Origin of the sequence: Sulfitobacter guttiformis, from assembly GCF_003610455.1 — a bacterium.
GTDB classification, from domain to species: Bacteria; Pseudomonadota; Alphaproteobacteria; order Rhodobacterales; family Rhodobacteraceae; genus Sulfitobacter; species Sulfitobacter guttiformis.
The window spans coordinates 1,947,229-1,961,976 of the sequence record NZ_RAQK01000001.1; the positions used below are offsets into that span (position 1 = coordinate 1,947,229).

General features: G+C 57.1%; 13 protein-coding genes and 1 tRNA gene. 7 read left to right on the forward strand and 7 right to left on the reverse strand.

Annotation, left to right across the window (positions count from 1 at the left end; all coding sequences use genetic code 11):
- Positions 1–3 precede the first annotated feature (3 nt).
- Genes C8N30_RS09600 through C8N30_RS09615 form a run of 4 tightly spaced genes read left to right on the forward strand, consistent with a single transcriptional unit; the run spans position 4 to position 4,499 of the window.
- Positions 4–837, forward strand: coding sequence for an ABC transporter ATP-binding protein (locus tag C8N30_RS09600; RefSeq protein ID WP_025064294.1), 834 nt, complete (start codon positions 4–6; stop codon positions 835–837).
- Positions 837–1,538 carry a VIT1/CCC1 transporter family protein gene (locus tag C8N30_RS09605; RefSeq protein WP_037968056.1) on the forward strand — a complete coding sequence of 234 codons (702 nt, stop codon included), beginning with the start codon at positions 837–839 and terminating at the stop codon, positions 1,536–1,538. The genes C8N30_RS09600 and C8N30_RS09605 overlap by 1 nt, the downstream gene beginning before the upstream one ends.
- A 31-nt stretch (positions 1,539–1,569) precedes the next feature.
- Positions 1,570–2,787, forward strand: a complete 1,218-nt coding sequence (locus C8N30_RS09610) for a phenylacetate--CoA ligase family protein (RefSeq protein WP_025064296.1) — start codon at positions 1,570–1,572, stop codon at positions 2,785–2,787.
- Between the two features lie 53 nt (positions 2,788–2,840).
- Positions 2,841–4,499, forward strand: coding sequence for an ABC transporter permease (locus tag C8N30_RS09615; protein ID WP_025064297.1), 1,659 nt, complete (start codon positions 2,841–2,843; stop codon positions 4,497–4,499).
- Positions 4,500–4,586: 87 nt separating this feature from the next.
- Here C8N30_RS09615 and yghU read toward each other — a convergent pair whose 3' ends face one another.
- The 3 genes from yghU to C8N30_RS09630 all read right to left on the reverse strand — a co-directional run bounded on the left by yghU (position 4,587) and on the right by C8N30_RS09630 (position 5,907).
- Positions 4,587–5,456 carry a glutathione-dependent disulfide-bond oxidoreductase gene (yghU, locus tag C8N30_RS09620; protein ID WP_025064298.1) on the reverse strand — a complete coding sequence of 290 codons (870 nt, stop codon included), beginning with the start codon at positions 5,454–5,456 and terminating at the stop codon, positions 4,587–4,589.
- 166 nt (positions 5,457–5,622) lie between these two features.
- Entirely contained in the window at positions 5,623–5,748 is a 126-nt protein-coding gene (gene ykgO, locus C8N30_RS09625) for a type B 50S ribosomal protein L36 (protein ID WP_025058716.1), read from the reverse strand.
- Between the two features lie 84 nt (positions 5,749–5,832).
- Positions 5,833–5,907: transfer RNA gene (locus C8N30_RS09630), tRNA-Val, on the reverse strand.
- 152 nt (positions 5,908–6,059) lie between these two features.
- Here C8N30_RS09630 and C8N30_RS09635 point away from each other — a divergent pair.
- Positions 6,060–6,920: an N-formylglutamate amidohydrolase gene (locus tag C8N30_RS09635; RefSeq protein ID WP_025064299.1), complete on the forward strand. Its 861-nt coding sequence runs from the start codon at positions 6,060–6,062 to the stop codon at positions 6,918–6,920.
- Between the two features lie 10 nt (positions 6,921–6,930).
- On the opposite strand, the gene C8N30_RS09640 is transcribed toward C8N30_RS09635, so the two are convergent.
- Positions 6,931–8,184, reverse strand: coding sequence for a DNA polymerase IV (locus tag C8N30_RS09640; protein ID WP_025064300.1), 1,254 nt, complete (start codon positions 8,182–8,184; stop codon positions 6,931–6,933).
- A 60-nt stretch (positions 8,185–8,244) separates the two neighbouring features.
- On the opposite strand from C8N30_RS09640, the gene C8N30_RS09645 reads away from it, so the two are divergent.
- The gene (locus C8N30_RS09645) at positions 8,245–8,688 is read left to right on the forward strand and encodes an NUDIX hydrolase (RefSeq protein ID WP_025064301.1); all 444 of its coding nucleotides are present in this window, start codon (positions 8,245–8,247) and stop codon (positions 8,686–8,688) included.
- Positions 8,689–8,901: 213 nt separating this feature from the next.
- Here C8N30_RS09645 and pyrF read toward each other — a convergent pair whose 3' ends face one another.
- Complete coding sequence (gene pyrF, locus C8N30_RS09650; RefSeq protein WP_025064302.1) at positions 8,902–9,600, reverse strand: orotidine-5'-phosphate decarboxylase; 699 nt, start codon at positions 9,598–9,600, stop codon at positions 8,902–8,904.
- A gap of 224 nt (positions 9,601–9,824) precedes the next feature.
- The gene (locus C8N30_RS09655; protein ID WP_025064303.1) at positions 9,825–10,139 is read right to left on the reverse strand and encodes a hypothetical protein; all 315 of its coding nucleotides are present in this window, start codon (positions 10,137–10,139) and stop codon (positions 9,825–9,827) included.
- 393 nt (positions 10,140–10,532) lie between these two features.
- On the opposite strand from C8N30_RS09655, the gene clpB reads away from it, so the two are divergent.
- Entirely contained in the window at positions 10,533–13,148 is a 2,616-nt protein-coding gene (gene clpB, locus C8N30_RS09660) for an ATP-dependent chaperone ClpB (RefSeq protein WP_025064304.1), read from the forward strand.
- Between the two features lie 55 nt (positions 13,149–13,203).
- Here clpB and C8N30_RS09665 read toward each other — a convergent pair whose 3' ends face one another.
- Positions 13,204–14,631, reverse strand: coding sequence for a calcium-binding protein (locus tag C8N30_RS09665; protein ID WP_025064305.1), 1,428 nt, complete (start codon positions 14,629–14,631; stop codon positions 13,204–13,206).
- Between the last annotated feature and the right edge of the window lie 117 nt (positions 14,632–14,748).

Consider the following 14,748-nt stretch of genomic DNA (forward strand, 5'->3'; position numbering starts at 1 on the left):
GACATGTTGGACGCACAACCGGCGCAAGTGCAGGTAGAGAACCTGCTTGAGGTGAACAACATCGAGGTGATCTATAATAGCGTGATCCTTGTTCTCAAGGGGGTGAGCCTGAACGTGCCCAAGGGCGGGATTACCGCACTGCTAGGTGGCAATGGCGCGGGCAAAACGACCACGCTCAAGGCGATTTCCGGCCTTCTCGCCTCCGAGCGGGGCGAGGTGACGAAGGGGACGATCAAATATCGCGGCCAGTCAATTGCAGCACAAGACCCCGCCGAGACGGTGAAAAAAGGTGTCGTGCAAGTGATGGAGGGCCGCCACTGCTTCGAGCATCTGACCATCGAGGAAAACCTGATGACCGGCGCCTACACGCGGCGCGACGGTAAGGGGGCGGTCGCTGCTGATCTGGAAATGGTCTACAACTATTTCCCACGTCTGCGCGAGCGGCGTAAATCCCAAGCGGGCTATACCTCGGGCGGTGAACAGCAAATGTGTGCGGTCGGTCGTGCCCTGATGAGCCGCCCCGAAACTATCCTGCTCGACGAGCCGTCGATGGGTCTGGCACCGCAGCTGGTAGAGCAGATCTTCAATATCGTCAAGGAGATCAACGAGAAGGAAGGCGTCACCTTCCTTTTGGCGGAACAGAACACAAACGTGGCACTGCGGTTTGCGCATTACGGATACATTCTCGAAAGCGGGCGCGTCGTCATGGACGGCCCTGCCAAGGATTTGCGCGAAAATCAGGATGTGAAGGAGTTTTATCTGGGCATGTCTGACGAAGGCCGCAAAAGTTTCCGCGATGTACGCAGTTATCGCCGCCGCAAACGCTGGCTCTCGTAATGGAGCCTTCAGCACATGCCGATGACCCTCATCTGGTAGACCGCGTTGGCTGGCTCCGTGCGGCTGTCATGGGAGCCAATGACGGGATTGTTTCTGTAGCCTCGCTAATTGTGGGGGTGGCTGCGGCGGACCCTGATCCGCGTGCTGTTTTAATCGCCGGCGCTGCTGGGCTGGCGGCGGGTGCGATGTCGATGGCTGCGGGCGAATACGTTAGCGTGTCCTCGCAAGCTGATCTGGAAAAGGCGGATATCGAGCGCGAGCGTCAGGCGATACTTGACGATCCTGCGGGCGAAGAGGTCGAACTTGCCGAGATTTACATGACACGGGGTCTGTCAGAGCAGACTGCGCGACAGGTTGCGCGGGAGCTAATGCAAAAGGATCCCTTGGCGGCACATGTGCGCGACGAGTTGGGCCTGACGGAAGAGCAGGCAGCGCAGCCCTTGCTGGCGGCGGCTGCCTCGGCGCTGACATTCAGCGCCTTTGCCGCAATCCCACTGATCGCTGCGGTGCTGGCGCCAGCGGCGGTTTTGATCCCAGTGGTCGTGATGGTGACGCTTGTCGCGCTATGCGGACTTGGCGCGCTGGGGGCTGTTGCAGGTGGCGCGTTGATCGGCCCTGCGGCCTTACGGGTGGTGGTTTGGGGCGGTTTGGCTATGGCGGTGACGGCTGCTGTGGGCCGGTTGTTCGGAGTGGCCGTCTGAGTGCGGCGAAATGGATAGACAAGTGAATGATATGAGCAATTTCGACGATCTGGAAACCCGTAGTGCACAGGCCCGTGCCGCTGATCTGGCGCTGGCGTTGCCTGCGCAAATTGCGCGTGCGCAGGGACTTGCAGGCTATGCAGGATCGCTTGACGATGTTGAAGCGGCCTTGATCACATCGATGTCGGCATTGGCTGACTTGCCGGTTTTGCGCAAGTCGGAGCTTGGAAAGGCGCAAGCGGCCGACGCGCCTTTTGGCGGGTTCACCACCAAGCCTGCGCAGGGGTTCAGCCATGTGTTCCAGTCGCCCGGCCCGATTTACGAGCCATCCTCGACTGATCCCGATTGGTGGCGGATGGGGAGGTTTTTGCATGGAATGGGCATTGGTACGGGCGACATCGTGCACAACTGCTTTGGTTATCACCTCACCCCTGCGGGGATGATTTTCGAGAGCGGCGCGCGCGCTGTCGGTGCTACGGTGCTGCCTGCGGGCACAGGCCAGACCGAGTTACAGGTCATTGCGGCGCGGGATGTTGGCTCAACCGCCTATGCGGGTACGCCTGACTACCTCAAGATCATTCTTGAAAAGGCAGACGAGATGGGTGTGACGCTCAAGATTACGCGTGCGGCGGTGGGCGGCGGTGCGTTGTTCCCGAGCTTGCGCGAGTGGTATTCAGCGCGCGGTATTACCTGCCTTCAATGCTACGCTACTGCCGATTTGGGAAACATTGCTTATGAGTCGCCCAGCATGGAAGGGATGATCGTGGACGAGGGCGTCATCGTCGAGATCGTTACCCCCGGCACTGGCAATCCTGTGCCTGAGGGAGAGGTTGGTGAAGTTGTGGTAACCACGCTTAACCCCGATTATCCATTGATCCGTTTTGCCACGGGCGATCTGAGTGCGGTAATGGCAGGTCCTTCGCCCTGCGGCCGAACCAATATGCGTATTAAGGGATGGATGGGGCGCGCCGACCAGACGACCAAGATAAAGGGTATGTTCGTTCGCCCCGAGCAGGTGGCACAGCTGGTTTCACACCACTCCGAGATCAGCCGCGCGCGCGTTGTTGCCACCCGCGAGGGTGAGCAGGATGTGATGACCGTACGAATCGAGAGCGAGACCCATGATGCAGAAGCATACGGCCGTTCAGTCGCGGAGCTTTTGAAGCTTAAAGGGCGCATTGAAGTTGTGGCACCAGGGAGTTTACCTAAGGATGGTTTGGTGATCGAAGACCAGCGCACCTATGATTGAGGGCGCAGGCTGGACGCACTTTTCTTTCTGACAAAAATAGTCGACATAGAGGCATGAGCCAGATATCGACCCCTTCCTATAAATCCAAGCGCGATGGTGCGCGCGTACTGTCAGGGCTGGCTTTGCTTGTCGCGGGCCTTTGTGCGCTGCCGATGATCGCTGTGCTTTTGGCGGCCTTGTCAGGCGGCACCGATACAGTTCAGCATCTGGCGCAAACGGTCCTCGGCGGCTACGCCCGTACCACGCTGGCGCTCGTCTTGATGGTGGCATTTGGCACATTTGTGATCGGCGTTGGCGCTGCTTGGCTGGTGACGATGACACGGTTTCCCGGGGCGCGCTTCTTTGAGATAGCTTTGGTGCTGCCGCTGGCTTTTCCTGCCTATGTGTTGGCTTATGCCTATACCCATGTGCTTGACCATCCTGGAATTGTGCAAACTGTGTTGCGGGATTTGACGGGCTGGGGGCCGCGGGATTACTGGTTCCCAGAGATACGGTCTCTTGGTGGGGCGGCCGCAATGCTTGTGCTGGTGCTTTATCCCTATGTGTACTTGCTGGCTCGCGCAGCATTCCTACAGCAAAGCGGGACGACCTTTCTGGCCGCGCGGGCGTTGGGTTCTTCGCCATGGGCCGCGTTTTTTAAGGTGAGCCTGCCACTGGCACGCCCTGCGATCGCGGGGGGCGTGTTGCTCACGGTGATGGAGACCATAGCGGATTTTGGCACAGTCGCTTATTTCGGTGTGCAGACTTTTGCGACTGGCATCTATACCAGCTGGTTCTCGATGTTCGACCGTGTGGGGGCTGCGCAACTGGCGCTGTGTCTGCTCAGCTTTGCGCTGTTGCTGGCGATGTTGGAGCGACTTCAGCGGGGAGACGCAAAGTATCATGATCCGGCACGACAGGCTAAACCTGCTCCACCGCTGGTCCTTAAGGGCTGGCGGGCATGGGTGGCAACAGTGCTGTGCGCCGTACCCGTCATGCTAGGGGCGATACTCCCGATTATCGTATTGTTCTCGATGGGGTTGGGATCGGAGCAGAACCTGCTCAGCACGCGATATCTCGGGTTCATTCAGAACTCGGCCACTCTTGCATCTGTGGCGGCTGTCGTGACCGTCTGTGCCGCGATCAGCGTGGGGTTTTTACAACGTATACGCGGAGACCGGATGGCGCAGGGCGCGGCCTATGTTGCGCGGCTTGGCTATGCGGTGCCGGGCGGGGTGATTGCAGTGGGGTTGTTGGTGCCGTTCGCCGCGTTTGATAATGCACTGGATGCCTGGATGCGGGCCACTTTCGACGTCTCGACAGGATTGCTTGTTACCGGCTCTATCTGGTTGTTGGTTATCGCCTATATGGTGCGGTTTCTGGCGGCGGCCCTCGGAGCGTATGAGGGCGGTCAGGCGATGGTGCACGTGAACATGGATTCAGCTTCGAGATCTTTGGGTCAAGGGCCCGTGGGCACGCTGCGGCGGGTACATCTGCCGATTCTCGCACCCAGTTTACTGACGGCACTGCTCATCGTGTTTGTGGATGTGATGAAGGAATTGCCTGCCACGCTGATCATGCGGCCCTTCAACTTTGACACGTTGGCTGTACAGGCTTTCCGGCTTGCAAGTGACGAGCGGCTGGAGGGTGCTGCCGTGCCTAGTCTTGTGATCGTAGCGATGGGACTACTGCCTGTCATACTGATTTGCCGGCAAGTTGGTCGCAACAGATAGGCCTGTATTCGCGACCGAATGAAATTAGACCCTATAGGATATGATAAGGATGTTGGCGCGCGCCGAGCTATCGGCGCGCGCTGTCGTCTATTTTGCGATCTTGTCTTGAGTTTTTGTGTCAAAATCGGCGGCATCGTGACGTTCATGCAGCTGCATGGACAGATCATCGCCAAATGCACGGTTCACCATACGGCCACGTGTGACTGCGGGACGGGCATCGACTGCCTTGGCCCAGCGCATGACGTTTTTGTAGCTGGCGACGTCAAGGAATTCTGCGGCGTCATAAAGGCGCCCGAGGACCAGCTGGCCATACCATGACCAGATCGCAATGTCGGCTATTGAATATTCGCCCGCAAACCATTCGTTGTCGGCCAAATGGCGGTCCAAAACGTCAAGCTGGCGCTTCGCTTCCATAGAGAAGCGATCGATGGGGTATTGGAATTTCTCCGGGGCATAGGCGTAGAAATGTCCAAATCCGCCGCCAAGGTAGGGTGCTGAGCCCATTTGCCAGAAAAGCCAGCTCATCATCTCGGTTTTCTTCGCAGGATCGCTAGGAATAAAGGCACCGAACTTTTCGGCGAGGTAGAGCAGGATCGCGCCGCTTTCGAACACGCGTTGTGGGGTCTCGCCAGAATGATCCATAAGGGCGGGGATTTTTGAGTTGGGGTTCACGTCAACAAAGCCCGAGCCAAACTGGACGCCATCGCCGATGTTGACGAGCCATGCGTCGTATTCCGCGCCCGTGTGACCTGCTGCCAGCAACTCTTCGAGGAGAATCGTTATCTTTACGCCATTGGGTGTGGCCAGCGAGTAAAGCTGGATAGGGTGTTTGCCGACTTCGAGCTCTTTGTCATGTGTAGGCCCAGCGACAGGGCGGTTGATCGAAGCGAATTTCCCGCCGCTTTCTGCGTCCCAAGTCCAGACTTTGGGAGGGGTGTAGGTGAGGTCGTCGGCCATGTGAGGCTCCTTTCGGAAAGTTTCATTCTATTTGGAGGTAAGGTGACGCAGTGGATGCACAAGGACCAGCGCGAAATCCGGAAGATAAGCGCACATATTCTGTGCAAACAGAAAAAGGCCACCCCACGAGGGGGCAGCCTGTTTTCAGTAGCAAACCTTGATGGCTTCAGCCCTGACGAGCTTTGAAACGCTTTTGGGTTTTGTTGATCACGTAAACGCGGCCTTTGCGACGCACAACACGGCAGTCGCGGTGCCGGTTCTTGAGCGAGCGGAGTGAATTGCGAACTTTCATCGGTCCGATCCTTCCAAGTTGTGGCGCGGGCCAGCGCCGGGTTACGGGCAGTGCGCTCACGAGGTGAACACACCAGAGAATACATGGTGGACGATACTGGGATCGAACCAGTGACCCCTTCGATGTCAACGAAGTGCTCTACCGCTGAGCTAATCATCCACTTATATGAACGCTTTCCCCTCGGCCCCAAACGAAAATGGGGCGCAAAAAGTACGCGCCGTTCGCGTGCTATAAAAGGAGTCGCCACAGTGATCAAGGGGTTTTGGCTTTGATATGTTCTGCGCTATGTCTTTTTCAGTAAGGATACAAATATGCCCGCTGCCGCCTTTGATGTTGTTATGCCCGAAACGCAGACTTCTTGCGTCGTGTTCGCCTCTCCCCATTCCGGGCGGGACTATCCATGGTCGTTCATGCGCAAAACCGTTTTGAACGAACATGCGATTCGCTCGTCAGAGGATGCTTTTGTCGATCAACTGTTTGAATGCGCGCCGGAATACGGTGCTGCTTTCATAAAAGCAGGGGCCCCGCGTGCATTTGTCGATCTTAACCGCGCCAGAGACGAGCTTGATCCCGCGCTGATTGAGGGGGTGCGGCGGATCGGGCACAACCCTCGGGTTGCATCGGGTTTGGGGGTGATACCCCGCGTTGTCGCAAACGGGCGTGCCATCTATCGGGGGAAAATGAGCTTGCATGAAGCGGAGGAGCGGATTGCCGAATATTGGGTGCCATACCATGACAAACTTCAGACTTTGCTGGACGCTTCGCATGACCGTCATGGGCAAACAGTGCTGATTGATTGCCATTCTATGCCACACGAAGCAATGGATGGCGTGATTCGGGCAGGTATGCGGCGCCCTGATATCGTGCTGGGTGACCGGTTCGGAGCGGCGGCCAGCGGGGACGTAGTGGACCGGATCGAGTCAGCATTTTCCAGTGCAGGTTTTATTGTTACGCGAAATGCGCCTTTTGCCGGTGCCTATATCACTCAGGCATACGGCAAGCCTGCAACGGGCCAGCATGCAGTGCAGGTCGAAATCGACAGATCCCTCTATATGAACGAAAAGCTGATTCGCCCCAACGGAGATTTCGAGGCGGTCCAAGTGGCGCTGCGTAAGGTCATACAAGAGGTCGCTAAAATCGGTCACGGCCGCGTAAAGCTTGCTGCGGAGTAAACGGGCCTCTTCAGCGTAGGGTTCGCCCCTTTACGATCGCTTTACCGCCGAAGCGCTCGCGTATGGCATCTGTTGCACGCTCCGCGCCAGAGCGGCGCACAGCGCCAGGATCAAGCAAGTCGCCAAGTTTATCCGCACTCGATGCATCACACAAATCGGATATGCCACACCCCAGCAGGCGGTAAGGCCCCTTGTCCCCAACCTGATCAAACAGAGCGCGGGCGGTGCGATAAATCCGATCAGCAAGTTGTGTGGGATCGCTTAGTGAAATGCGGCGCGACAGGAGAGTGTGATCGGCGCGTTTGAGTTTGAGCGTGACAACGCGGCCAGCTAGATTTTTAGCCTTGGCACGGTCTGCAACTTTTTCCGCCATGCGCCAGATGTGACCATCCAGCAAATCTGGATCGGCGGTGTCCTCGTTGAATGTCGTCTCGTTGGTGATCGACTTCATCGGAGTATGTGCGGAAACGCGGCGGAAGTCTTCGCCGCGTGCGAGGTGATAGAGGCGCTCCCCCATTCCACCGAAACGGGCAACCAAATCGGTCTGCTCCCAGCGTAGCAGATCGGAGAACGTACGAATTCCCGCTTTGTCGAGCGATACCTGCGCGGCGGCCCCGACACCCCAAATCATGCGTACCGGCTTTTCCCGCAGAAAATCCATCGTCTCACCCTTGCCGATGACCGAAAACCCGTGGGGCTTGTCCAGATCCGAGGCGACTTTGGCCAAAAACTTGTTGTGGCTGAGTCCGATGGAGCCTGTCAGACCGAGTTCCAGTTTCATCCGCCGGACGAGTCTCGCAAGCATCACAGCAGGCGGCGCACCGTGGAGGCGGGCGGTGCCGCCCATATCCAGAAAGGCCTCGTCGAGGGATAGTGGCTCAATGGCGGGGGTCAGCTCCTCCATCATGGCACGAATGGCGCGGGAGGCTTTCACGTACTCCTCCATGCGGGGGCGAATTACCACCGCCTCGGGGCACAGCTTGAGTGCCTGGAACATAGGCATCGCAGACCGGACCCCACGGATCCGCGCGACATAGCAGGCGGTCGAGACAACACCGCGATGGCCGCCACCGATGATGACGGGCTTTCCCTCAAGGGATGGATCATCGCGTTTTTCCACGGAAGCATAAAATGCATCGCAATCCATATGCGCGATGCTCAGTTCCCACAATTCAGGGTGCCGCGTCACGCGCGGGCTTGCGCATGCCGGACAGCGGCGCGCATTGTCGAATTGGGTCAGGCAATCGCGGCAGAGGGCGGGCATGGCGGGCATTGTGATCTGTTGCTGGATGACTAATTATAGGCTTTGACAGCGGGGAGAGCCATGCAAATCGACATTTCACCCTATGACGGCGCGCCCTTTGCAGGTGCGAAGCTGGCGCTGTATCTGGGAGAGCGTCTGGCAGTGATCCTGCGGGACGCAAAGCCAGGCCTGATATTCGCGAACCACTGGGATCTGCCCGGCGGTGGCCGTGAGGGTGATGAGGGCCCAATCCACTGTGCCTTGCGGGAGTGCCGCGAGGAACTGGGCCTGTTGGTGCCTGAAGGGGCGATTGTTTGGGGGCGTGCGTTTCCGGAAGGCACACAGGCAAAGTGGTTCTTTGTGGCTCAGATGCCGGAGTCCGCGATAGGTGATGTAGTGTTCGGGAACGAGGGGCAGGAGTGGCGCATGATGGAGGAAAGCCGCTTTGTCACGCACCCTATGGCGGTGCCCGCCTTTAAGGATCGTCTCAAGGTATGGATCGGCGAGCGTGATCCGCGACTATAGCCTGCGAACGAAAGAACTTTATGTAGTGGCGGATGCGAAAAACCCCCCGCTGTTCTCAGCGAGGGGAGGTGACGGGCATTAGGAAGAACCGGCCCGTCGGGGAGTATCACCATACTTAAGGTAGCATTGTTTCTATTTTGCACATAGGCGAACGGGTGTGATCTTTTGATCTAAAATGCACCATGTGTTTAAAATAGCACACGGATAGGTTGATCACGCCTGAGTGGTGATCTCCGCCAATACATCGCGGGCTGCCTGTGCGGGATCTTCTGCGCGCCAGATTGGTCTGCCTACAACGATATGATCAGCCCCGCTTTCAATGGCTTGGCTCGGGGTTAATACACGTTTTTGATCGCCCATGGCGGTGCCGGCTGGGCGCACACCTGGCGTCACGATCAGCTTTTGTGAAGCCTGCGGAAGGGCGCGGATTAAAGCGGCCTCTTGGGGAGAGGCAATCACGCCGTCTGCGCCTGCCTCAAACGCATGCAACGCACGGGCCACGACAATTTCGGGCAGGTCGCCATCGCGGATCAGTCCCGCATCCAGATCCGCACGGTCAAGAGAGGTAAGAATGGTCACGGCAAGGATTTTCAGGTCGGTGCCCGCGGCGCCTTCTTTGGCGGCGCGCACCACATGTGGGTCGCCGTGAACCGTCAGGAAATCGAGATCAAAGCGGGCAAGACCCCGCACTGCAGCCTCGACTGTGGCGCCGATGTCAAACAGTTTCATGTCCAGAAAGATGCGCTTGCCATGTTCCTGCTTGAGCTCGTTGGCGAGGCCCAGACCGCCGCCCGTCAACATGCCCAAGCCGATCTTATAGAAATTCACTGCCTCTCCGAGGCGGTTTGCCAAGGCCAGCCCTGAAACGGCGTTTGGCACATCAAGGGCAACAATCAGGCGGTCATCGGGCATCAATCAAGCTCCATCAGGGTAGGGTAAAACGGCCTTTGGCTTAGGCGATAGAGCAGGGATTGTATATAAAAAAAGCCCGATCGCGCATATGCGGACCGGGCCAGTAATCACAGACAGTGCAGGCAGGCATGCGTCTGTGGATTTGCGCGGCACCCCTCGTGCGGGGACAGTTGCACGGAAAAGGGCTGAAGCCGGCGCAAAAACAAAAATTCTGTTCAGCGCTTTTAGGCAGCTTCGTTAAACGAGCCAAACCCGAGATTTGCGAGCCATGTTCGTGCATCGAAACGGGGGCGACCCGCACGTGCCGGTGCAACGTGGTGACGCATCTGGGAATACATGCCCGTAGCCTTCTTGCTGCGGCGTACTGCCTGCTCTTGAAGACCCAAGGCTGCCTGTTCAAAGCTCATCGACATAGGTGCCTCTATTGCACAAGGATAAGTTTTGGTTGTGGTGTCAGTTTCGACAGTCACAAGCGCCTCGAAGCACTGCGTTGCGGCATTGTAAACGACATTGTTCAATTCTATAAACGTGTTAGTCATGTTCTCAACCTCATTTGCTCTCATATTTGCTCGGAGCTTTATTGCTTGTTGTTGCAATATGTACACTATGCTCATTAATTAAACGGGTAACGAAGAAAAAAGTTTCCCCATAGATTCGGCTCAAACGGGATTAAAACCCGATATTTTGAAAAGTACATATAAAGCAAAGTGTTAGATTGGGCGTAAAAGCGCTTATTTTAGCGAAACTCACGAACGCGTGAGTGAAAGATCGGGAATTCACGCGTCTATTGTCGCGGGATCGGCTCAATTTCGGTGCGCCGAGTCCTTGATCGGCTAGGGGCCGATCCCAAATATGATAGGCAAGGTCCGCACTCTTTGCATGCCGCCAAGCGGGTGCAGTTTACAGCGGACGCTTTTGAAAAGGAGAATACCATGGACTTGACCAAGTTCACGGAGCGGTCGCGCGGCTTTGTGCAGGCGGCCCAGACGATTGCGACCCGCGAAAGCCACCAGCGGTTGTCGCCGGAGCACATCCTAAAGGCATTGATGGACGATGAAGAGGGGCTTGCGAGCAACCTCATCACAGCTTCGGGTGGCGATGCCAAAGCTGTAAAGCAGGCAAACGATATTTCTCTTGGCAAAATGCCAAAAGTGACGGGCGATGCCGCGCAGACTTATCTTGACGGTGCGACGAGCCGCGTTCTGGCAGAAGCTGAAGCGCTCGCCAAAAAGGCGGGCGACAGTTTTGTACCTGTCGAACGTATTCTGATGGCACTGTGTATGGTGAAATCCAGCGCGAAGACGGCACTCGAAACGGGTAAGGTCTCCGCGCAGGGTCTCAACACTGCAATAAATGATCTCCGGAAGGGACGTACAGCCGACAGTGCCAGCGCCGAGAACGGCTATGACGCGCTCAAGAAATACGCCCAAGACCTGACGAAGCGGGCCGAAGAGGGCAAAATCGATCCGATCATCGGCCGCGACGAGGAAATTCGCCGTGCGATGCAGGTGCTATCCCGCCGGACCAAGAACAACCCCGTCCTGATCGGTGAGCCCGGTGTAGGTAAAACAGCGATCGCCGAGGGTCTGGCCCTGCGGATCGTAAACGGAGATGTTCCGGAAAGTTTGCGCAATAAACGCTTGCTCTCGTTGGACATGGGCGCGTTGATTGCTGGTGCGAAATATCGCGGTGAGTTCGAGGAGCGGCTGAAGGCGGTTCTTACCGAAGTCACAGAAGCGGCGGGCGAGGTAATACTGTTCATCGACGAGATGCACACATTGGTGGGCGCGGGCAAGGGTGAGGGCGCAATGGACGCAGCCAACCTGATCAAACCCGCGTTGGCACGTGGAGAGTTGCATTGCATCGGTGCGACCACGCTGGATGAATACCGCAAGTATGTGGAGAAGGATGCGGCCCTTGCGCGGCGGTTTCAGCCGGTAATGGTTCTGGAGCCGACTGTGGAGGATACCGTGAGTATTCTGCGCGGCATCAAGGAGAAATACGAACTGCACCACGGCGTGCGGATTTCTGACAGTGCACTGGTTGCGGCAGCAACCCTGAGCCACCGCTATATCACCGACCGTTTCTTGCCGGACAAAGCCATTGACCTCATGGACGAGGCAGCGAGCCGTTTGCGGATGGAAGTGGACAGCAAACCCGAAGAGCTGGACGCGCTGGATCGCCAGATCTTGCAGCTCCAGATCGAAGAAGAAGCACTGAAGGCAGAAGATGACCAGGCTAGCAAAGACCGCCTAGAAACACTTCAGAAGGACCTTGCCGGTTTGCAGGAGCGCAGCGATGCGATGACAGCCGCATGGCAGGCAGAACGTGACAAGCTGGCCGGTGCCCGCGACATCAAGGAAAAGCTGGATCGCGCGCGGGCCGATCTGGACATCGCCAAGCGGGACGGAAATCTGGCAAAAGCCGGTGAGCTGAGCTATGGCGTGATCCCTGATCTGGAACGACAGCTTGTCGAGGCTGAAAGCCGCGAGGACGGGATGATGGTAGAAGAGGCCGTGCGCCCGGACCAGATCGCAAGCGTCGTCGAGCGCTGGACAGGTATCCCTGCGGGCAAGATGCTTGAGGGCGAGCGCGACAAACTCTTGCGAATGGAAGAGCAGCTGCACGGGCGGGTGATCGGTCAGGATCTGGCTGTAAAAGCGGTGGCCAATGCGGTCCGCCGCTCACGTGCGGGTCTGAACGACGAGGATCGCCCTTTGGGTAGCTTTCTGTTTCTTGGACCAACAGGTGTGGGTAAGACCGAGCTGACCAAGGCGGTAGCGGAGTTCATGTTTGACGACGACAGCGCGATGGTGCGGATCGACATGTCGGAGTTCATGGAAAAGCACGCTGTGTCGCGGCTGATCGGTGCCCCTCCGGGGTATGTGGGTTATGACGAGGGCGGTGTACTGACCGAGGCCGTGCGGCGCAGGCCCTATCAGGTTGTGCTATTTGACGAGGTCGAGAAGGCGCACCCTGATGTGTTCAACGTGCTGCTCCAGGTACTGGACGACGGTGTGCTGACCGACGGTCAGGGGCGCACGGTGGATTTCAAGCAGACTCTGATTATTCTCACGTCCAACCTTGGTGCCCAAGCGCTGAGCATGGCACCCGATGGCAGCGATATGGCAGACGCCAAGCGCGATGTGATGGATGCTGTTCGGGCACATTTCCGCCCCGAGTTCCTGAATCGTCTGGACGAGACGATCATCTTTGACCGTCTCAACCGCAAAGACATGGACGGAATTGTGAAAATCCAGATGGGGCGGCTGCTTAAACGGCTTGCTGCACGAAAGATCGAGTTGGCGCTGGATGATGGAGCGCGCAAGTGGCTGGCCGATGAGGGTTATGACCCTGTGTTCGGGGCAAGACCGCTGAAACGCGTGATTCAGGCGGCGCTTCAGAACCCATTAGCAGAAATGCTATTGGCGGGGGACGTGAGTGATGGGGATACGATCCCAGTGACTGCGGGTGCAGACGGCTTGATCATCGGTGACCGGATTTCTCCTAGCAACAAGCCCAAGCCCGACGAGGCCACCGTTCATTGACGTAAAAAAGGCCCGCAGTGATGCGGGCCTTTTCATTTACCGGATCGCGTGCGGATCAGAAGATAAAGTCGGTTTCATCCAGCAAAGCCATATCTGTGTTCAGAAGCGTGACGGAATCGGGGCCACTGGCTGAAATGATCGTATGCGCACCACTTTGTGAAATCGACAGATCTGCAATGCTCTCGACGCCGAAGTAGCCTGAGAAATCGAGCATATCCTCACCATCGGTGAAATCTGTGATTGTGTCGCGATGGGAGCCTGTTTCGAAGACGAAGACATCTGCGCCGTTACCGCCCGTCAGCTCGTCCCTGCCGAGGCCACCGCTGAGAATGTCATCACCGTCATCGCCGTAGAGCTTGTCATTGCCGAGATCGCCAGTGATCGCGTCGTTGCCGTCTCCGCCATGCAGGCGATCATTGTTGTTGCCGCCGACGAGATTGTCGTTTCCAGCGCCACCTTCGAGCAGGTCATTGTCGTCTCCGCCTGTGAGGGTGTCGTCACCATTGCCGCCTGACAGCTTGTCCTTGCCGGCGCCGCCGTCGAGGATATCGTTACCGTCTTTGCCGTCAAGCTGGTCGTCGCCATCGCCACCGGACAGGATGTCTACACCCGACTTGCCGTTTACCTTGTCGTTGCTTGCGTCGCCTTCAAATACGTTATTAACCAGAACGAAACTGTCATTGTTCAGTTCGGCGGCAGTGATCCCTTCTAGAGTGATCTGGTTGCCATCGCCAAGATCGATCACAACGCCGGCCTCTGTGTCTGTCAGGCCAAGATCCTCGATTGCATTGATCCCGTAGGAAGTGAGGTCGACGCGGTCTTCGCCAAGGGTAAAGTCGGTGATTACATCCGCGCCGCCATTGGCACCTGCGATGAACACATCTGCGCCCGTGCCGCCTGTCATGGTGTCATCACCCGCGCCACCGTCGACAGTATCGTTGCCGGCACCACCGTCAAAGGTGTCGTTGCCGCCTAGCAGGGAAACATTGTCATCGGAGGCTGTTCCAACGAAATTGTCTGCTCCTTCCGTGATTGGGGGCACAACTACGGCTTCTGCGTAGGTAACGGAGTAACTCTCGGGGGTGCCATCACCCATCACCTGAAATGCGAGGCTCGTTTGCTGCAAAGGTGTAAAGTTGAAAGAGAAGGTATTACCGTCGATGGTCAGTGGGGAAGTAACGACAAAGTCACGAACCCAACCTGTGTCAGCCTGCGGTGAAACCGCAGCGCCATCGGTGATATAATAATTGATTGAGTGAAAGTTAGAGGAGTTGATCAGCGTTAGCGCCGTTGTGTTGGAAACATCATCGACTGTCACCGTGACAGTATACTCCTGACCAATGGTCATTCCCTGAAAATTGACACCGTCCTGAGTGTCACCACCGCCGATGGCGCCGTTGAACACGTCATCTGCCAGAAGGTTATAGTTGTCAGTCGCATAGGCGCTTATGGATGCGTCCACGCCTTCATTAATAATTGCCATGTAATCAAGCCTCATAAAAGTTTTACAGATGCGTGGGCGGGGCGCGGTTACAGTCCTACCCGGTTCACTAGAATGAGATATTGGGACATTCAGGCAGATCTGCGGACAAATTTAGGC